Source organism: Ruegeria lacuscaerulensis (assembly GCF_013033355.1).
Lineage (GTDB): Bacteria > Pseudomonadota > Alphaproteobacteria > Rhodobacterales > Rhodobacteraceae > Ruegeria > Ruegeria lacuscaerulensis_A.
The window spans coordinates 461141-479117 of the sequence record NZ_WQDY01000002.1 but is presented as its reverse complement, the minus strand read 5'-3'; the positions used below and the strand labels follow the sequence as shown (position 1 = coordinate 479117).

The following is a 17977-nucleotide window of genomic DNA, read 5'->3' as shown; positions in this document are numbered from 1 at the left end:
TATAGTGCTCCCGATCATAGATCGAGCTTCAAGCTACCGGCTTGCCAAGTCGAAAACGTTTTCGTCCTGCTCACCAATCATTTGCTTCGGCTTTGCAATGCTAAAGCTCTCGACTTGATTCCGGCTGTCAAACACGTCCGCCCTGATCAAAGTATGGGTCTTTCGATCTCCGTCGATGGTCTTCTCCAAACGGACCAACAGACGGTATTTGCTGCCTTCCGCCATCAGGTCGGGGAAGATCTCGAACCCTTTGTAAGAGAGCGGGTCCGGCTTGGACTTCTCAACGCCGCCGAAGAGTTTTGAGTAGAGAGACAACGAGCGGCTCCTTTCAGCCGGCTCTAGTCGGCGACTAGTGCCACTAAATGCCGGGCTGAAGAGCATTTCACGGTCAATTCGTTGGTTGCCCGATGTGAAAGTACTCACTTTACAAGGTCAAAATGTCCCTATCAGCAGTGAAGAACCAACCCAAAAGAGTGACGTCTGACACTACGCTGGTGTCGCAACAATCCTAGCGGCGTATCAGCTTCCCAGACACACTGATTTGACCTCTCGCAAATGCAATCCGAGCATCAGTAAGGTCGGCCAGAGTAGATAGGTTTGGATTTCAACGTTCTCTCCAAAGGTCAGCAGGAGAACTGTGAGCAACAGCCCGAGCGGCAGCCTCCCGCGTTCCGACTTTATGGCGTCCAGGGTGACGATTGCTAAATGACCGAGGAAAGGAACGAGAAACGCGGCAAATCCGGTCAGCCCTTTCACGAATAGCAATCCGTACCAGGTGTGATGGCTGCCGATCGGCATGTACTCAACAAGATGCGCACCGGGTCTGACTGTGCCGTGCCCGAAAACCATCGCATCCGATTGCCAGCGCTCATAAGCTATACGCTGCAGAGTTTCGCGCACGCGGGTACTATCGGCGCGCGCGGATTTGAACCTGTAAAGGGCTCGGTTGCCGAATTCGACAAAGACTGCGCTCCAAACGGCTACGGTGGTGGTGACTGCAGACAATAGAATCCACCCCAAGCTGCGGGCGACAAGTGGCAAGAGGCGGGGTGACAGCGAGCAGATCACCAATCCGACCATACCCATTCGGGACTTGGACATAAGGATCATCAGAACTCCGGCAGCCAAGCCGATGACCTTCCAGCTGCTGTGTTTTTCTTCCAGGGCAAATAGGACCATGCAGACACCCAACAAGGCTGCGAATGGCGACCAGGGCGCAAAGAACTGCCACCGTGGCGTGCCGCTGGCGGGGTCGATTGTATACAGGTAGACCGAGAAATATTCAGGTCCCGGGCCGCCCACTGCTTTAAGGGGAGATGTAAACAGCAGATGCGGCAGACCGGCATACGGGGCGGCAATGAGCAACGGCAGAAGGCACAAGGTCCAAAGGCCTACCACACATTGCCCTCTGACCAAAACCTCGCGCCGTATTGGCAAAACCGCCCCTGCTAGGATAAACAACGGGATCAGCGCCCAACCCTTTGCCCATCCGATAGTCGATTTGATCGTTTTGGTGGTGCCGAGGTTCCAATCCGCATGGCCTGCCCAAAGTGAGACCAGCATCACCAGCATGCCAACGCTCCAGATCCAGACCAAAGCAGGTACAGGGCCCGTTGCACGCATATCCAAACGGATCACCGGGCCGAGATAAAGTGACACCCCGGCTATCGTAGCCAACATCCAACCTAGCACCGGACCGACAACATACAGCGCGCCAAGCCCGTAGAACGGCCATGTCCAGATCAGCGTACACCAGACGATCTTTTCGGCTGGCGTTTGAGGGGCCACACGCGTCAAACTGCGGCCTCTTTCTGGTCTTTCAGCAGCTTTGAGATCAGCGGGTTCCGGATCCATGCCAGAACCAAACCCATCAGCAGCATAAGGCTTGCAACGATCCCGGCGGCAATCGAGATCTTCTTGTTCGGCGAAGACGGGCGAGTCGGCAGAGACGGGTTCTCCAGCACTTGGATCAAGGGATAGGAGGCATAGACATCGGTCTTTTTCGACTCGGACCGCGCGATGGCAGAGGCGAACACGGCTTCTGCCACGGCGAAATCTCTCTGCCGGTCCTCCAATTCAGCGGCGATAGGGGCGAGGTCTGACAGGCGCAGGGTTTCCAAACGAACTTGCGCGCGCTGTGTCGCGACATGCTCTTCCAATCCGGCGCGCAAGGCATCTTCGCGCACCAACTCGCTGAGCAACTGCGCCCGTTGCCCTTCCGGCGCGCGATCCAGTCCACCGAGCTGCTCGACCTCAAGACCAGTCACCTGCGCCGCGCGTTTTAAAGCAACCGAACGCGCCCCTTCATATTCGTTTTGGGCATTCACATAGATTGGGTGGCGCGATCCGTAGGTCGCGTCGGCTTGCGCCAGCTTTGCAGCCCCCACCGACACATCCGCAAGCAACGATAGGTACTGCGCATCAGCATAGAGTTTCAGCGTTGCCGCCGCTGCGTCAGAGGGCAGATTCAACGCGACTTGAAGCGCGGCGACACGTTCCGATTGGCGTGCCAGCTCGCTCTCCTGCGTTCGCAGCTCCTGCTTTGCACGGTCATTAGCGGCGACCTGCTCTTGGTATTGCGCGACTGATATCAGACCGCTTTGCGATTGCAGCTGTTTGATCTCGGCGCGCGTAGCCTGAATCGCGCTCGTGTAGTCTTCGATCGCGCCGGTATTGCTGGCCTCACGGGTGGCAATTTCATCGGCGCGCAGGGCGTCAATCTCAGCGAAAAAGGCGGCCACCAAGGCGTCTCCATATTGCTGAGCGTCTGCCGGAGAGGCCGCCTGAAGCTCGATATGGATCAGGCTGGTTTGATCGACCAGTTGCACCCGCGGCTTTCCAAACGCGTCCCGGTCAGCCTCTACCGCCTTGGCTGCCGCGTCGAGTATACGGTCGGCCGACAACAAACGTTTATACGTCTCGGTCGGGCTGATTGACCCGTTGGCAAAGGCGGAATTCGCGTACGAGGATGCCTGACCGATATTGGCCAGATTGACCGATGCCGAAGCGCCAGATCCTGGCAGGATTAATGATGCGTGAGAGGTGTATTTGACAGGCGCGGTCGCCAAATGGCCGCTGATCGGGGCCCAGATGCAACTCGCACCAAGAAGGTATAATGCCACGTAACGAGGCAGGCGGCCTACATCGCTAAGGCGCCCGCCCTTTACGATGCGGCGCCACCCGAGCGTTCTGAAATTGGATCGGGTAATGCGCACCCAATGCAGAAATTGCATGTCGCGCGTGGACTCAGAGGAGTTCGAAATCTGTTGCGGCATGGAAAAACCCTTTCTTACAAGGGTGATACACCGCATCTGATTGCTGATCATTCGCTCAGCAGGCTAGGGGCCGAGGGGATTGGGAGCGTCCCCTATCCCTTCGGATAGTTAGGCCTAGAACAACCCAGCCTCGCGCGCGGCCAGGGCAGCCTGCGTTCGATTGCTGACACCAACTTTTCGGTACAAAGTCTTCATATGCAGTTTGATCGTCGGCTCTGACAGATCCAGATCACGAGCGATTTCCTTGTTGGATTTGCCCTCAGTCAGCCCTTTCAGAACTTGCCGCTCACGCTCTGTCAGTTTTTGAGCCATGGGGTGGGAGTCTTCCGGCTGCTCTGCGTTCATGAAACCCGCAGGAAGGTATTGTTCCCCCATCGCCATAAAGCGGATCGCGTTGACCAGAGATTTAGCCGGTAAAGTTTTTGGGACGAAACCGGCTGCACCAAGCTCTAGCGCGCGTTGCGCCAGATCACGCGAGGTGTCGCCGGTAAACAGGGCCACATGCTGGGCACCGTCCAAAGCGATGCAGGTTTCAAGTCCGGCCAACCCGTTCATGCCGGGCATGTTCAGGTCCAGAAGAACCAGATCAAAGGCTCCGTCGTTCTCAATCAAAGTTTTCGCGGCTGGGAAATCCGGCGCGGTCTCCACCTCGATCCCGCCTGCTGCATCTATGAAGGCAACGAGCGTATCCAAAATAAGGTCGTGGTCGTCAGCAATAAGAACTTTCATCTCAAATCTCCGTCTGCCCCCAACCACACCCAAATGCGTCAGTAAAACATTAAACCCATGGCATGAAGCCTTCCTGACGGACAGGTGAATATCCAATCGGATAGGTCAGCCGGCCGTTTTCACCACGCTATGTGCTGCGGGGTCGTTTTAATAGACCTATTCTCCGATCCCTCTCCGGATGCTCGCCTATCGGTTGCAGGGTCTCATTGGCAGTCTGAAGCCACAGATTGTCATCGTTGATCGGAGAGTTCCATGCAGTTCCTGTCAGTCCAAGATATGCATAAAGGCGCGCAGCCAACACCCAAACCAACTTTGGAAAAGCCTGAGATTTTGGGTCTGCCAGTTGTGAACGCCCGATCCGGACAGGTGATCTCAAAACTGCTGGATGGGACCCGCCGGACTGTGTTTTTCCTGAATGCACATTGCGCAAATATAAGGGCCCGCAACCATACATATCGAGCAGCTTTGGCTCGGGCAGATATGATCCTACCTGACGGAATTGGGGTGGAGGTCGCTGCGAAGTTGCAAGGCGTCCCGTTGGCCGAGAATCTGAACGGTACGGATTTTGTTCCAAAACTACTAAAACGTGCCGCGCGTCTTGGCCAGTCGGTCTACCTGTTGGGGGGAAGTCCCGGAACAGCTCAGGCTGCGGCGGCGCGGTTGCAGCACATGATCCCCGATTTGGTCGTGGTTGGTACGCGCGATGGCTATGAAGGGGCAGCGCGGGTTGATGAGGCGATCGACGATATCAACCAATCTGGCGCGGACATTCTGTTGATCGCTATGGGCGTCCCACTGCAGGAGCTTTGGATTACGCAGAACCGTCACCGGCTTGACCCTGGAATCGCGCTTGGCGTGGGTGCTTTGTTCGACTTCCTGGCCGGGAATGTGCGTCGGGCACCGCGCATCGTTCGGCGCGCCCGGATGGAATGGGCATGGCGGTTGGCGATGGAGCCCCGCCGTATGGCCCGCAGATATCTAGTGGGTAATTTCGAATTCCTCGTGCGTGTCGCGCACAATTCTGTTCCCAAGGTCTCAGCATGTCGCCTGCTGGACCTCACTTTGGCGGTGGTCGCGCTGTCTCTTCTGGCCCTTCCCATGGCCGCAATCGCCGCATTGGTGCGATTGGACAGTCGCGGCTCCGCCTTTTTTCGGCAGACACGTATTGGTCGAAACGGGGTGCCCTTTACGATGTACAAGTTTCGCTCGATGACGCAGGATGCCGAAGCGCGACGTGCGGATTTGCTCACCCATTCGGATCGTAAGGGCGTGTGCTTCAAAGCCAAAAATGACCCACGCATCACCCGCGTTGGGAAGGTTCTGCGCCGGTTCTCGCTGGATGAATTACCGCAAATCTTCAATGTGCTAAAAGGGGACATGTCGCTGGTCGGCCCGCGCCCAGCTTTGCCCGAAGAGGTTGCTGCCTATCCCGAACAAGCGCTGGAGCGCCTGCAGGTGCGTCCCGGCATCACCGGCCTCTGGCAGGTTTCGGGCCGCGCCGGCATCGGCTTTGACCACATGATCGCGCTGGATGCAGCCTATGTCCGCTCCCGCTCGCCCCTTCTGAACCTCATCCTCATTGCAATGACCGCACGTGCCGTCGTGTCAGGTCGCGGCGCTTACTGATCAAACCTAGGAGCATTGAAATGACAGGTATTCGCAAAGCTGTTTTCCCGGTCGCGGGTCTGGGCACAAGGTTTCTGCCCGCCACCAAATCTGTGGCAAAGGAAATGTTGCCGCTGATCGACCGCCCTTTGATCCAATACGCTGTGGACGAGGCTCGCGCCGCGGGGATTGATGAATTCATCTTCGTCACCTCAACCGGACAATCCGTGCTCGAGGCGTATTTCGGGCGCAACTCAGGGCTGGAGCGCAAACTGAAGGATGGTGGCAAGACCAACCTGCTGAACCGTTTGCGCCGATCGAATCTTGATGATGAGACATACAACTTTATCCAACAAGACAGCCCTCGTGGTTTGGGCCACGCGGTGTCTCTGGCGCGCGACTTTGTAGGTGACGATCCCTTCGCGGTGATCCTGCCGGATGATGTGATCCACGCGCGGCGCCCGGTCCTGGCGCAAATGGTCCAGAACTTTCAAGGCAGCCACATGATCGCAACCGAGGCCGTTCCATCCGACCGGATCAGCGACTATGGCGTGGTCGATATCGCGCATGGGACAGGGCAGGTACAGCATCTGAAAGGGTTGGTCGAAAAGCCCGCGGCCGATCAGGCTCCGTCTGAGTTTGGCATTGTCGGGCGGTATCTGCTGCACCCTTCGATCTTCGATCAGCTGGACGGTTTGGCACCCGGCGCGGGTAATGAAATTCAACTGACCGATGCGATTGCGGCCGATATCGAAGCGACCGGATGCTGCGGTTTCGCTTTTCAAGGAGAGCGCTTCGATTGTGGGTCAGTCGCCGGATATCTGGAGGCAACGACCGTCTTTGCGCTGGAACGTGCCGAGCTGCGTGACGGTTTCAAATCCATGTTGCGTCAGCGCATGAACCTCCTGTCTGCCGCGGCATGAGACCTGCGCACCTATCCGTTCGGATAGGTGCGTATCCCCATGCCCATCTGTCGCGGCGGATCTCTTTCTGGTTTCTTGAGGTCAATGAAGTGGAGACTACGATGCGTATGTTTTTTGCGATCCTCACAGCGGCGTTCACCATTTGCCTGACGCCTGCGCAAGCCGCAGACTTGGGCACTCCGACAGGAGGAGTGGTCCTGACCGTTTCGGGCAACATTGCACAGACCGGCCCCGACGGGGCGGCGCAGTTCGATATGGAAATGTTGCAGGCGCTACCGCAGCGCAGCTTTGAAACCTCGACGATCTGGACTGAAGGCGAGGCCACTTTTGTCGGCGTTCCCCTCTCTGTCTTGCTGGAAAAGGTCGAAGCAGAAGGTGCTACGATCCGGGCAACGGCGATCAACGACTACGCGGTTGAGATACCTGTGGGCTCAATATCGGCGCAAGACCCGATTGTCGCCTATGAGATGGACGGCGCGGCGATGTCCCGGCGGCAGAAAGGACCGCTATGGATCGTATATCCATATGACAGTGACACCAAGTACCAGACCGAGGTGATTTACTCTCGCAGCATTTGGCAACTCGACAGGTTGGAAATCGTAAAATAGCGTGGGGTTAAAACACAGTGTGAAGTGGGTGATACGGGCCAGACTTTGACAAGAAATTTCCAATACCACTCGCGTCGCCGGTGGGCTCTCGGGCTCATCGGTATCGCCGTTTTGGGTGCCCTTGCTTTGGTCGTGTTGCTGTCCGTCAAGGTGATATCCGACCTAAGCGACCGGCAGTCAGCCCAGACAGATAACGTGCAATGGACGTTGACGCAGGTCGAGGTCGAGTTCCTGTTCTACCTCAACGCGCTTGAGACGGGTGTATCGGACGCAGAGCCAAGCACAGAAAACCTGGACCTTGTCCGGCGCCGTTTCGATCTTTTTTACAGCCGTATCGAAATTCTAGACACCTCGCGTCTGTTTGAAACGCTGCGAAGTGACCCGAAATTCGCTGAACCTCTGAACGACGTCTCCGCATATCTGGAGGTCTCGGTGCCTACAATCGATGCTGAGGACCCTGGGTTGAAGGCGGGGCTGCCGGTTCTCTATGACGGCGCGCAGGGGATCGCTCAAAAAGTGCGAGAGCTTTCGGTCTCGGCGATCTCGTACTTTGCAAGCCAGTCGGATCAGCGCCGTGAAGAAACCGCGCTCAGCCTGTTTCAACTAGCCGTTTTGTCCGGGGGATTGTTTCTGACGCTGACTGCGGTCAGCGCCTATCTCTTGGTGGTCAATCGCAAGGCAGATCGACGTGGTGGGGCAATCCAGCAAGCCAACCAGCGCATGAATACGATCCTTTCTACATCATTGGATGCCGTGATCGTGGTGAACGCCGACGGCGAAGTGCTGGAGTTCAACCCAGCTGCACAGGCGATTTTCGGGTATTCCGAAGATGAGGCCAAAGGGCGTTCGATCGGCGACTTGATTGTTCCCGCGCATCTACGCGCGGCGCATAATGCAGGCATGGAGCGGATGCAGAGCGGGGGCGACCGCCACGTGGTTGGCAAGGGTCGCGTTCAACTTGAGGCGTTGCGCAAGAATGGCGATGTATTTCCCGTCGAACTCGCCTTGCAATCCGCTCAGGCCGGGGACGAGGAAATTGTTATCGGTTTTGTCCGCGATATCTCACAAAGCGTTGCGGATCAGAAAGAGCTTGTCTCGGCCCGCGACCGTGCCCTTGCCGGGGAAAAGGCCAAGTCGGATTTTCTGACTGTTATGAGTCATGAGATCAGAACCCCGTTGAACGGGTTGCTGGGCAACCTCACCCTTCTCAAGAATACACGCACGACCAAACAGCAGTCTCAGTTTGTCCGCAACATGGAGATCTCGGGCCAGGTTCTGCAAAACCATGTGGATGCAGTGCTGGATATTGCTCGGTTCGAGGCCGGCAAGCTGTCTGTCGCGCACGAGCCAACCGACCTGAACGCGATGTTGCAGGACCTTGTGGATGGTCAAAGCGGCAATGCGGCCTCGCGCGGCAATTCAATCTCGTGGCAATGGGTGGGCGGAGCTTATCCGTATGTCGCGACTGACGCGCAAAGGTTGCGGCAAATTCTGCTGAACCTTGTGGGTAATGCGATCAAGTTTACCGAAAATGGCCGTGTGTCGATCGAGGTCGAAAGATGTGAACCTTGCGGTCAGGGTAAAGCGCATGTCTACGAAGTGCGTGTGATCGACAGCGGGGCTGGCATCGCCGAGGATGAGATCGACGCCATTTTTGATGACTTCCACACCAGCGATCCCTCTATCGGTCGAACGGTCGGAGGAACCGGGCTTGGCCTGGGAATTGCCCGCAGGTTCGCGCAGGCCATGGGTGGTGAGGTGGGGGCGGAAAGCACATTGGGCGAAGGAAGCATTTTTTGGCTGCGGATACCGTTACAGCCGTCAGCGCGCGACCAACTGCTAGAAGCTGCTCAGATCGTTACCGAGACCGCTCTCCCGCTGAACTTGTTGGTGGTCGAAGACAACGAGATCAACCTCGAGGTCATCTGCAATATGCTTGCGCTGGACGGGCACCGTGTAACTACGGCGGAGAACGGGCAGGTTGGCGTCGACAAGGCCAGCAGTCAGAGGTTCGATGCGATCCTGATGGATATCAGCATGCCAGTGATGGATGGGCCAACTGCTGCGCGCCATATTCGTGGCGGTCAGGGTCAGTCGACCGATGTGCCGATTATCGCTGTGTCGGCCAATGTCCTGCCAGATGCGGTTGAGACCTTTCGCGCGGCCGGTATGACGGCTTTCATTGGAAAACCGATTTCGCTGAGTGCCCTGCGCAGGGCGCTTTCAGTGGTCACGCGCACCGACGGGCAGATTTCGGAGCATGCGCAGCCAGATCCGTTAGCGGAGTTGAAAGGCAGCCTCGGCCCTGAAGTCTTTGCCCGCCTGCATGCCAAGTTCATTGCCGAAGGGGATGAATTGGTTGAACAGCTAGAAACCGGGGCATTTGACCAGACAGATTTAAGTCAAATAGCTCAGGCCTGTCACAAACTGGCTGGGAGTGCAGCAACCTTCGGCGTGGAAGAGTTTCGAGAGGCGTTAGTTGCGGTAGAGACTGCAGCCAAAGAACACAAAGACATCACTAACAAACTCGCTGCAGTCTCCACTGCTTGGGAGCGGGCGAAATCATCGCCCGCTTGGGATTGACTTAGGGCGCCAGCAGCGCCGCTGCGCCGACGATGCCAACTGCGCGGGCGACCTCGGTCAGGCCGGTAACCTTACTGTCGTAGCATGCAATCGCATCTCCTGGCAGAACATAGGGGTCATAGTCATCGCGATCCCCACGTCGCAGCAGCTTTTCGATATTGCGTTCAATAACGATCGAGTTCCCGGTCATCGGGTTGCGGGTGAACAGGACCGCACTGCGATTGGCATTGGTCGTCTTGGCCCCGCCGACGCAGTTGGTGTCGACCACGGCCTGCAGATAGCGCGTGCCATAGGGAACCTCTCGCACGTCGCGTCCAATAGCGGATTGCGCGTTGCCCGCGGCTGGTTGCGTAAGGTTGGACATGTACAGCGTCACACCGGGCGGGCTGATCGGGCTGGGTCGCATCAGATCGTCCTGAAAACACCCGCGGCTATTGGCCACGATCTGGTCCCCAGTCAGCAGCATGATGTCAGTCGGGTCCGAGCCTTCGAACACTCCGCGCAGGTCCATCCGGTAGATCGTGCCCTGCCGGTGCAACTCGACCGCTGACAAATCCGCATCCGGGCGTACCCCTCCGGCGGCGCGAATGGCGACCGATAGATTGCGCGCCTCGGTCGACGCCCCAAGCGCGCCTTGGCGCCCTCGATCGAGCGCATCGCCGGGGGTGCCTCCGATCTCGACCGAGTGGGGTTCGAACACTGCGCCTTTCACACCGACAGTGACCGAGGCGAAATCGCTGATGCGTGCCGTGACGCGTGGGGAGCTGTCGTAGAACTGCGCCGCCACCAGAACGCGGGCGACATCCCGCTCCACCTGTTCGGTTGTTCTGCCCTGCGCGCGCACCGGCGGCAGGTAGGGCAGTTTCAGGTCGCCATCGCGGGATACAACATAAGTGTCGCTAAGAAGCTCATCCCCGTCGATGGTAATCTGCACCATGTCATTGCGCGAAAGCTTCTCGCCCAGCAGAGGGCTCAGCGTTGGCTGTGACCATTTAGCAAAGGCGCTTGCGCCCTGATCCCCGGTTTGAGGTATACAGGCGCGCCCGTTCAGATTTTCCGCTTGTAGCAGGGCCGTATTTGCCCTTCGCCGCGATGGGGCACGGTACTGCGCCTGATAACTATCGCCTTTCGCAACGGATTCGATGTTGCGCGGGGTTTTCATGCTGCTGCAACCCGACAGAGCGATCGCGCTGACGGCCCCTAAAACCAATACTTTGAAATGTCGTGTCATTTTGAACTCTCCTGAACTGCATCCACAGCTACAGCAGTGTCTTGATGTGCGTCAGACCGGCATTGGGATTGCCGTTTATCCCATTCGGATAGGTCGCTCGCCGGATGGTGCGCCCAGCTGTTCTCCCGCGTCTGGGACAGGGATGCCGCGACCAATTAGAACTGATCCCGACACTATTTTGGACATTTGGCGACATGACTCAGCGATTGGCACATACCAGTTTCTTGCGGCATCTGCTGGCCTATGCTGCGTCCGAAGTGGCTGCAAAGGCGTCGCGTCTTGTGGTCGTTGTCGTCGTGGCCCGCAGCCTCAGCCCCGAGGCGATCGGTCTGGCTGCCGCTGCCCTTGCAGCGGGGGAAATCCTAAAGGCTCTGACCGAAAACGGCGTGGGGCAGATGATCATCCAAGCCCCGCCGGCCGAGCTGGAAAAACGCTGCAACAGCGCGCATCGTATCTTCTGGGTCTGGTGCGGAGCGTTGTTTTTGCTGCAACTGGCTATCGCTGCGTTCCTCTACGCGATAGGGCACGAGACGCTGGCACTGTTGCTCGCCTTTCTGGCCGGAGAGTACCTGTTCATGCCTGCCGGTCTGGTGCAGGCCGCGCTCGCGATGCGCGAGGGTAAGTTGCAACAGACCGCCGCCATTGCCGGAGGGCAGGTGGTTGGTGCGAATGTCACGGCGGCGCTACTGGCGCTGCTCTGGGCCTCGCCATTGGCTTTGGTACTGCCCCGTTTGCTGGCGGCGCCGATCTGGTTGGTCTTGATGCGCCGCCTGCGTCCCTGGGCACCTGACGCCAAACAAGGGTTTGCCGCCCTTCGCCCCTTTGTTGGCTTCGGCTGTGCTGTACTGGGGGTTGAGGTTGTCAAAGTTCTGCGTCTGCAAGCTGACAAGCTTGTGGTCGGCGTGATGCTGGGGGCTGAGAGCCTTGGTATCTACTTCATGGCCTTCAACGCCGGGCTCGGCTTGGCGACTTCGTTCACCCAGGCCTTTTCAGTCGTTCTTTTCCCACATCTGTGCGTAGCCCCGGACAAAACCAAGGCGCTGCGTCACGGGCTCGGCACGTCCCTCCTGGTGCTGAGCCCGCTGGTTTTGCTGCAAGCCGCGCTCGCGCCGGTCTATGTGCCACTGCTGCTGGGAGCCGAGTGGCACCAGATTTCACCCGTGGTCTCGGTGCTGTGCCTTGCCGCATTGCCCAGTGTTATCTGGTCTGCCGTGGCCGGTTGGCTGCGGTCCGAAAACCGCGCGTTTATCGAGCTACGGGTCAGCGCAGCCTTGGCTTTCGCACTGATCCTTAACACCGCGATCATGGCGCCGTTCGGGCTGATGCCAGTGGCGATCGGATACTTGCTGACGAGCACTGCTCTGATGCTGACAGCCTCTTGGTTGCTGCTGCCTCGGGATCACCAAACAACAGAAGGGCTCCGCTACCAATGACCCGCTTTACCGTCATCGTGCCGTTTCACACCGACGCGGATACAATTGCCGAAACGCTGGCCAGCATTCGCGCGCAAAGCTTCACGAATTGGGAGGCGATTTGCGTCGGCGATCGTCCCTCAAGCGTGTGCTTGTCCACCGTGCTGGACCACATCGCGCAAGACCCCCGTATCCGGGTCGTAAGTAACCCCTTCGATGGCCCAAGTGCCGCGCGTAACTATGGGGCGGAACTGGCCAAGGGTGACATACTGGCATTCTGCGACGCGGACGACTTGTGGCTCAAGGACAAGCTGGCGCAACTAAACGAAGCCTTCCAACCTTCCTCTACGGACGCGGTTTTCGGACAGATCCGGTTCTTTGCCGATCAGCCCGGAGATTCTCAGACATACTCGACCGTTCCTGGTGCCCCCCTGACCGTTCAGGACCTGTTGGCGGAAAACCCGGTCTGCACCATGTCGAATCTTTCGATCCGCGGTGAAGTCTTCAACGCAGTGGGCGGTTTGGACACCAGAACGGTTCATAACGAAGACTTGGAGCTGTTGATCCGCCTCGCAGGCGAAGGGTTCACAATCAAAGGGGTCAATCATTTTCAGGTCTGGTATCGCACCAGTGCCGGGGGATTGTCTTCGGATTTGGCCGCAATGCGCGCTGGGCGGGCCTACGCGGTCAAAACGGCTGCGTCTTATGGCGTGTTCCCGTCCCGATCGTCCGAGGCCGTCTATTTGCGTTATCTCGCGCGTCGGGCATTGCGGCTGGGGCATCAAGATCAGGCCCTGTCTTACACACGCAACGGTTTGAGTCTGGATGCGCGCAGTTTCCTGCTGCCCCTGCGCCGAGGTCTGCCCACCGCAGCAGGGGCCGCACTGGCTCCGATCCTGCCGCAAGCACTCAAAAGCGCGTTGTTTTCATGAGAATTCTGAAGGAGATCACCATGCCCACAGCATCCATCGTCGTACCCGCTTACAATGCCGAAGCAACCTTGGCCGAAACGCTCGCCTCACTGCAGGCGCAGACCTATGACGATTTCGAAATCATCATCGTCGACGATGGATCGCAGGACGCGACCTCCGAGATTGCTCGCGCGCACCAAGGCGACACACGCGTACGACTTGTCCGGCAAGCCAATCGTGGGCTGGCGGGGGCAAGAAATACTGGCATCGCTGCCGCGCGGGGTAAATTAGTCGGCTTTTGCGACGCCGACGATCTGTGGATGCCCGAGAAGCTGGCGGCTCATGTTCACCATCTCAAGGCCGAACCGGACGTGGGGGTTAGTTACTCCGGCAGTGCCTTGATCGACGAAGCGGGGTGCATGATGGGGATCAAACAAGCACCCCGCCTGAAGAATGTGACCGCAGCACATGTTCTGAACCGCAACCCGATCGGCAACGGATCGGCGGCCGTTATTCGAAAGACAGTGCTGGAGGCTTTGGCCTACCGCCCGAGCTTTGAAACCGAGCGGGATTGGGTCTTCGATGAGACCTTCCGGCAGTCCGAAGATATCGAATGCTGGATGCGGCTGATGTTGAAGACCGATTGGCAGATCGAAGGTGTTCCGGGGCTGCTGACCCACTACCGGATCAATGCAGGCGGGCTTTCGGCGGCTTTAGATCGCCAGTTAGAGGCGTGGGAGAGGATGATCGCGAAGCTGCGCCCGCTGAACCCTGAATTCTTTGCCCGGCACGAACCCTCGTCCCGTGCTTATCAGCTGCGCTATCTGGCGCGGCGGGCTATCACCAACCTCGATCGGGACAAAGCTTGGGAGTTGTTTGCACGCAGCGTCCAGGAAAGCCTCCGCCCGGTGTTTGAGGAACCTGTGAAAACGTTCAGCACTTTCGCCGCAGCCCTTGTGTTGAAAACGTTCGGACCCGGCCCGATCACCCGGCTGGGACAAATGAAATCCAAACTGCAATCGATCTGAGAGAGGCGTCATCATGGAACAGAAAAAGATACTCCACCTGGTGGACGACACGACAGCGGGCGGCGTGATGCGGATGCTCGACCATCTTTTGGCGCAATCAGATCTGTCCGAAACGGTCGATCAAAAGGTGTTGAAGGTTAAACGGACTGCATTTTCTTGGGGCAAACTGAATGCGGATGTCATCGTGTCCCACGTCGTACCAAGCTGGAGAAGCTTACCCGCGTTCTCGGCGCTTCGCGCAATGCATCTGGACACTCGACTGGTCCATGTCGAACACAGTTACACCCGGGCATTCACCACTCTGAATGTCCCACACAAACGTCGGTTCTTTGCAATGCTGAGGGTGATCTATTCCTTCTTCGATCAGGTGGTCGCGGTCAGCCATTCGCAGTCGGGCTGGATGAAGGAAAGACGCCTGGCCGCCTCGGAAAAACTGACCGTCATTCCTCCGACCGTTGATCTTGAGCAGTTGTCGCGCAACACGATGCCTCCCAAGTCAAAGACCACAATTGGTGCCATCGGGCGGCTCGAGCAGCAGAAAGGCTTCGACATCCTGATCCAAGGCTTTCGGTTAACCCGAACGCCGGGCGCGCGTTTGTTGATCTTTGGCGAAGGCAGTCAGCGTTTATACCTTGAGACACTGGCAGAGGGTGACCCGCGCATAGAATTTCGGGGCCACGCCGAGGACCCTGCAGAGGCCTATCAAGCCGTCGATATTGTTGCGATTCCGTCGCGTTGGGAGGCTTACGGACTTGTGCTGGACGAAGCGCTTGCCGCGAAGCGCAATGTGATTGCCAGTAAAGTTGATGGGTTACGTGACCGTGAAGGAGATACGAGAGTTTCATTCTGCAACCTTGACCCTTATGATTGGCGACTTGCGATCAATAATTTTCTGCTTTCCAACACTATTGAGAAAAGCAGCTGAATCAAAATTTGACACTGGATCTTTTGCGTTATTGCCGAGCCATTCGCTGCAAAATCAACTGTGATTTCAAAGAAATTGCCTGAGGCCAGCTTTGCGTTTTGTGCGCGAGCCTACTTAGCGCAGTACATCTTGGTGCCCTCTGTGGACTGCGAGCGGTTATTGCCTTGTGCCAAGTGGACGGCAGCTATGTCCGCATGGCAGTCGTTCGACTCAATTGCAGCGAAGCTCCGCTTCGAGCCCAAAGCAGTCGTGCATCCGTCGATGCAGAGCAGGTGCTCGAAACATGTTTGGTGCCGCCGCTACTGACGGTGAGTTATGATGTTGAAACCTTCTTCGGGCAATGGTGGCACGAAATGCCGCGCAATACGGCGATATTGATCTTCTGTTGGTGCAAAGGCATGCGCGCCTTCTCTGTTGCGCTTATGCAGCCTGTGCAGACAAACTTCATCTGGCAAATCCAAAAAGTGAAGGTGCTGCTGCGCAGCCGTGTCTTTCAGCAAGTCGCGCATCCAAGCTCTATTTTCAATTGTGTTCGCTGGAAAATCGAGAACCACTGAAACGCCAGCCTTCAGCAAAGAAGCCACGTGACGCCCCATGACCGGTCGCAGTTTCCAAGCGCAATTCACGTAGTCCTGCAGGGACTTCATCTGGTCGCCAAACAGGGCGCTAAGCCATTCATCTTCTGAAATGAGCACGACTGCGTCTCTTTCCGCTAGTTCCGCTGCCAGAGTAGATTTTCCAGAAGCGACTTTGCCGCATAGCAAGTGAAGCGTTGGAATAGCCTGTGACATAGAACGAACTCCCGGATTACCTGATGGTCCCTGCGCTAAGTTGGTCCGCTAGTTGATCAAATACCAACCTGATCCTTCGTGCGGTATGTAACTCGGAGTGTGTCGCCAGCCAAATCGGGAACTTAAACGGCTCGCGGTCGGGGAGCACGCGCTCCACACCAGGTGTTAAGGCAGCCACATCATCCGACATTACACTTACGCCAAAACCTTGGCGCACCAGTTGCCAGGATACAATCCCGCTTTGTGAGCCAATCCTGAAGCTCTTTCGGGTTACTTTAATGCCCGCCGGATCGAGAAAACCGATCATCGTGTCGATGTCCCCAAACCCGACAAAGTCCAATTTCGCAATTTCGTTTTCATTTTTCGGCCGTCCCACCTGATCAAGGTACGAAGGTGCTGCGTAAAAATGGGCCGTGGCCTCGGCGACAAGCTTTGCTGTCAGATCCGGCTGAGTTGGACGCACATGTCGGATGGCGATATCAGCCTCACGTCGCTGTATGTCTCGTATGTCATTTGCAGCAACGATGTCGATCTCTAGTCGCGGTGCCGCAAGTCGGATCTTTTTCAGTATAGGTGGCAGCTGATAGGCAGACATCACATCGGACGCAGTAATCCTGACTTGCCCTTCAACAGCTTGCGACTGGCTTGTCGCAGTAAGAGAAATCCTGTTCGCCACATCCGCCATTTCTCTGACATGCAACAAAAGCTCGGCGCCAGCAGTCGTCAAATTAAGCGACTTGCCGACTCTTTCAAACAGAGTGATGCCAAGGGCCGTTTCCAGCGCAGCAACTTGACGGCCAACAGTGGGTTGAGTTTGCTCAAGAACGCGTGCGGCTGCGGAAAACGAGCCTTCTTCGGCTGTCGCAAGAAAGGACCGTACCTGGTTCCAGTCGAAATTGATTGCCTTCCAGTTCATGCATTTTTGAATAACACTTCTGCAAATTGTGGCAATTCCATAAATGATTGTTTGGAAGTAAAGGATACGGCGACAACCTTTTTTGAGAGTAATGAAATGACTGCTTTGTCCAAGGATGCCGCGTTCTGGAGCAATATCTCACAAAAGTATGCGGCAGACCCAATCCGCAACATGGAAGGGTATCTGAAAACACTCGAGCTCACGAAGTCGTATCTGAAAGCGGAGGACAACATACTGGAAATCGGGTGCGGGACGGGTTCAACCGCGCTGCTGCTTGCACCGCATGTCGCCCATGTCACTGCCACGGATCTCGCTCCGGGCATGATCAAGATTGCCGATGAGAAGCGTGCTAAAGAAGGATTGGAGAACGTCACTTTCAAGGTGGCTGAAGTTCTTGAGCATGGTTTAGATGAAGGTTCTTACGATGCGATCTTGGCGCATAATTTGCTTCATCTTCTGCCCGATTTGGACCAAGCGCTCGAGCACATTTCCGCACTTACAAAACCCGGTGGGCTTTTCATATCCAAAACCGTCTGCGCACCTGAGAGCGGTGGTTTCAAGTATGCGATGATCAGTCGGATCGCCATCCCAATCATGCAGGCTCTTGGGAAAGCCCCGTTTGTGCATTTTGTGTCTGGATCAGTGCTTGAAAGGAAAATCGCGTCCGCAGGCTTCGACGTGCATTATACTTCTGATCAAGCCTCAATGCTCCAGAGCCGCTATATTGTCGCGCAAAAATCTTGAAGTTTTAGTTCGTTTAGCTGCATCCGTTGAAACGATCTTTGCGTAAACTTGCACGATACTTTCATACTGGAAGGAACGGAGTTACCTCGGCCTGCTTGTACCTTAAGAGTGTTGTTGCGAAAGGCCGTTTTGTCCGCATAGCAGTCTTTCACACCGAGTGCAGCGAATGTCTACTTCGAGCCCAAAGGCGACTTAGGCTACGGGCGCAGCATTTGTCGTTTTGGGCGGAAAGCGGTCTTTCGCTGCACGTGCAATGGAAACCTTTCTTCGGGGGAAAGCGGGCGTTGGATTTCGTC

General features: G+C 56.8%; 16 protein-coding genes. 9 read left to right on the top strand and 7 right to left on the bottom strand.

The window, feature by feature from the left end; translation table 11 throughout:
* Positions 1-33: 33 nt before the first annotated feature.
* The 4 genes from GOW48_RS05760 to GOW48_RS05745 all read right to left on the bottom strand — a co-directional run bounded on the left by GOW48_RS05760 (position 34) and on the right by GOW48_RS05745 (position 4004).
* Complete coding sequence (locus GOW48_RS05760; RefSeq protein WP_170752088.1) at positions 34-315, bottom strand: HlyU family transcriptional regulator; 282 nt, start codon at positions 313-315, stop codon at positions 34-36.
* Positions 316-519: 204 nt separating this feature from the next.
* Positions 520-1788, bottom strand: coding sequence for an O-antigen ligase domain-containing protein (locus GOW48_RS05755; RefSeq protein WP_331251845.1), 1269 nt, complete (start codon positions 1786-1788; stop codon positions 520-522).
* Positions 1789-1793: 5 nt separating this feature from the next.
* Complete coding sequence (locus GOW48_RS05750; RefSeq protein WP_170752084.1) at positions 1794-3275, bottom strand: GumC family protein; 1482 nt, start codon at positions 3273-3275, stop codon at positions 1794-1796.
* Between the two features lie 114 nt (positions 3276-3389).
* On the bottom strand, positions 3390-4004 hold the full coding sequence (locus GOW48_RS05745) for a response regulator transcription factor (protein WP_170752082.1): 615 nt from the start codon (positions 4002-4004) through the stop codon (positions 3390-3392).
* A gap of 252 nt (positions 4005-4256) precedes the next feature.
* On the opposite strand from GOW48_RS05745, the gene GOW48_RS05740 reads away from it, so the two are divergent.
* The 4 genes from GOW48_RS05740 (at position 4257) to GOW48_RS05725 (ending at position 9723) form a co-directional block, all read left to right on the top strand.
* Complete coding sequence (locus GOW48_RS05740; protein WP_234899560.1) at positions 4257-5630, top strand: WecB/TagA/CpsF family glycosyltransferase; 1374 nt, start codon at positions 4257-4259, stop codon at positions 5628-5630.
* A gap of 20 nt (positions 5631-5650) precedes the next feature.
* Positions 5651-6532: a UTP--glucose-1-phosphate uridylyltransferase gene (locus GOW48_RS05735; protein ID WP_170752081.1), complete on the top strand. Its 882-nt coding sequence runs from the start codon at positions 5651-5653 to the stop codon at positions 6530-6532.
* Positions 6533-6633: 101 nt separating this feature from the next.
* Positions 6634-7140, top strand: coding sequence for a putative pterin-binding protein (locus GOW48_RS05730; RefSeq protein ID WP_170752078.1), 507 nt, complete (start codon positions 6634-6636; stop codon positions 7138-7140).
* Between the two features lie 45 nt (positions 7141-7185).
* Positions 7186-9723, top strand: a complete 2538-nt coding sequence (locus tag GOW48_RS05725) for a PAS domain-containing hybrid sensor histidine kinase/response regulator (RefSeq protein WP_170752076.1) — start codon at positions 7186-7188, stop codon at positions 9721-9723.
* Position 9724: 1 nt separating this feature from the next.
* Here the strand turns inward: GOW48_RS05725 and GOW48_RS05720 are convergent, their stop codons facing one another.
* Complete coding sequence (locus tag GOW48_RS05720; protein WP_170752074.1) at positions 9725-10954, bottom strand: polysaccharide biosynthesis/export family protein; 1230 nt, start codon at positions 10952-10954, stop codon at positions 9725-9727.
* A gap of 194 nt (positions 10955-11148) precedes the next feature.
* On the opposite strand from GOW48_RS05720, the gene GOW48_RS05715 reads away from it, so the two are divergent.
* Genes GOW48_RS05715 through GOW48_RS05700 form a run of 4 tightly spaced genes read left to right on the top strand, consistent with a single transcriptional unit; the run spans position 11149 to position 15230 of the window.
* Positions 11149-12387 carry an oligosaccharide flippase family protein gene (locus GOW48_RS05715; protein ID WP_170752072.1) on the top strand — a complete coding sequence of 413 codons (1239 nt, stop codon included), beginning with the start codon at positions 11149-11151 and terminating at the stop codon, positions 12385-12387.
* Positions 12384-13298, top strand: a complete 915-nt coding sequence (locus GOW48_RS05710) for a glycosyltransferase family 2 protein (protein WP_170752070.1) — start codon at positions 12384-12386, stop codon at positions 13296-13298. Before GOW48_RS05715 ends, GOW48_RS05710 begins: the two co-directional genes overlap by 4 nt.
* Before the next feature lie 20 nt (positions 13299-13318).
* Positions 13319-14305 carry a glycosyltransferase family 2 protein gene (locus GOW48_RS05705; RefSeq protein ID WP_170752244.1) on the top strand — a complete coding sequence of 329 codons (987 nt, stop codon included), beginning with the start codon at positions 13319-13321 and terminating at the stop codon, positions 14303-14305.
* Between the two features lie 13 nt (positions 14306-14318).
* Entirely contained in the window at positions 14319-15230 is a 912-nt protein-coding gene (locus tag GOW48_RS05700; protein WP_108862101.1) for a glycosyltransferase family 4 protein, read from the top strand.
* 299 nt (positions 15231-15529) lie between these two features.
* Here the strand turns inward: GOW48_RS05700 and GOW48_RS05695 are convergent, their stop codons facing one another.
* Entirely contained in the window at positions 15530-16021 is a 492-nt protein-coding gene (locus GOW48_RS05695) for a P-loop nucleotide/nucleoside kinase family protein (protein WP_170388911.1), read from the bottom strand.
* 16 nt (positions 16022-16037) lie between these two features.
* On the bottom strand, positions 16038-16937 hold the full coding sequence (locus GOW48_RS05690; protein ID WP_170603273.1) for a LysR family transcriptional regulator: 900 nt from the start codon (positions 16935-16937) through the stop codon (positions 16038-16040).
* A 96-nt stretch (positions 16938-17033) separates the two neighbouring features.
* Between GOW48_RS05690 and GOW48_RS05685 the strand changes: the two genes are divergently transcribed.
* The gene (locus GOW48_RS05685) at positions 17034-17681 is read left to right on the top strand and encodes a class I SAM-dependent methyltransferase (RefSeq protein ID WP_170752068.1); all 648 of its coding nucleotides are present in this window, start codon (positions 17034-17036) and stop codon (positions 17679-17681) included.
* Positions 17682-17977 lie beyond the last annotated feature (296 nt).

Bases quoted from the DNA above. Each gene is read 5' to 3' on its own strand.
- GOW48_RS05720 (WP_170752074.1), bottom strand. From the start codon at position 10,954: ATGACACGACATTTCAAAGTATTGGTTTTAGGGGCCGTCAGCGCGATC.
- GOW48_RS05685 (WP_170752068.1), top strand. From the start codon at position 17,034: ATGACTGCTTTGTCCAAGGATGCCGCGTTCTGGAGCAATATCTCACAA.
- GOW48_RS05715 (WP_170752072.1), top strand. From the start codon at position 11,149: ATGACTCAGCGATTGGCACATACCAGTTTCTTGCGGCATCTGCTGGCC.
- GOW48_RS05735 (WP_170752081.1), top strand. From the start codon at position 5,651: ATGACAGGTATTCGCAAAGCTGTTTTCCCGGTCGCGGGTCTGGGCACA.
- GOW48_RS05700 (WP_108862101.1), top strand. From the start codon at position 14,319: ATGGAACAGAAAAAGATACTCCACCTGGTGGACGACACGACAGCGGGC.
- GOW48_RS05695 (WP_170388911.1), bottom strand. From the start codon at position 16,021: ATGTCACAGGCTATTCCAACGCTTCACTTGCTATGCGGCAAAGTCGCT.
- GOW48_RS05710 (WP_170752070.1), top strand. From the start codon at position 12,384: ATGACCCGCTTTACCGTCATCGTGCCGTTTCACACCGACGCGGATACA.
- GOW48_RS05745 (WP_170752082.1), bottom strand. From the start codon at position 4,004: ATGAAAGTTCTTATTGCTGACGACCACGACCTTATTTTGGATACGCTC.
- GOW48_RS05705 (WP_170752244.1), top strand. From the start codon at position 13,319: ATGCCCACAGCATCCATCGTCGTACCCGCTTACAATGCCGAAGCAACC.
- GOW48_RS05740 (WP_234899560.1), top strand. From the start codon at position 4,257: ATGCAGTTCCTGTCAGTCCAAGATATGCATAAAGGCGCGCAGCCAACA.
- GOW48_RS05690 (WP_170603273.1), bottom strand. From the start codon at position 16,937: ATGAACTGGAAGGCAATCAATTTCGACTGGAACCAGGTACGGTCCTTT.
- GOW48_RS05750 (WP_170752084.1), bottom strand. From the start codon at position 3,275: ATGCCGCAACAGATTTCGAACTCCTCTGAGTCCACGCGCGACATGCAA.
- GOW48_RS05730 (WP_170752078.1), top strand. From the start codon at position 6,634: ATGCGTATGTTTTTTGCGATCCTCACAGCGGCGTTCACCATTTGCCTG.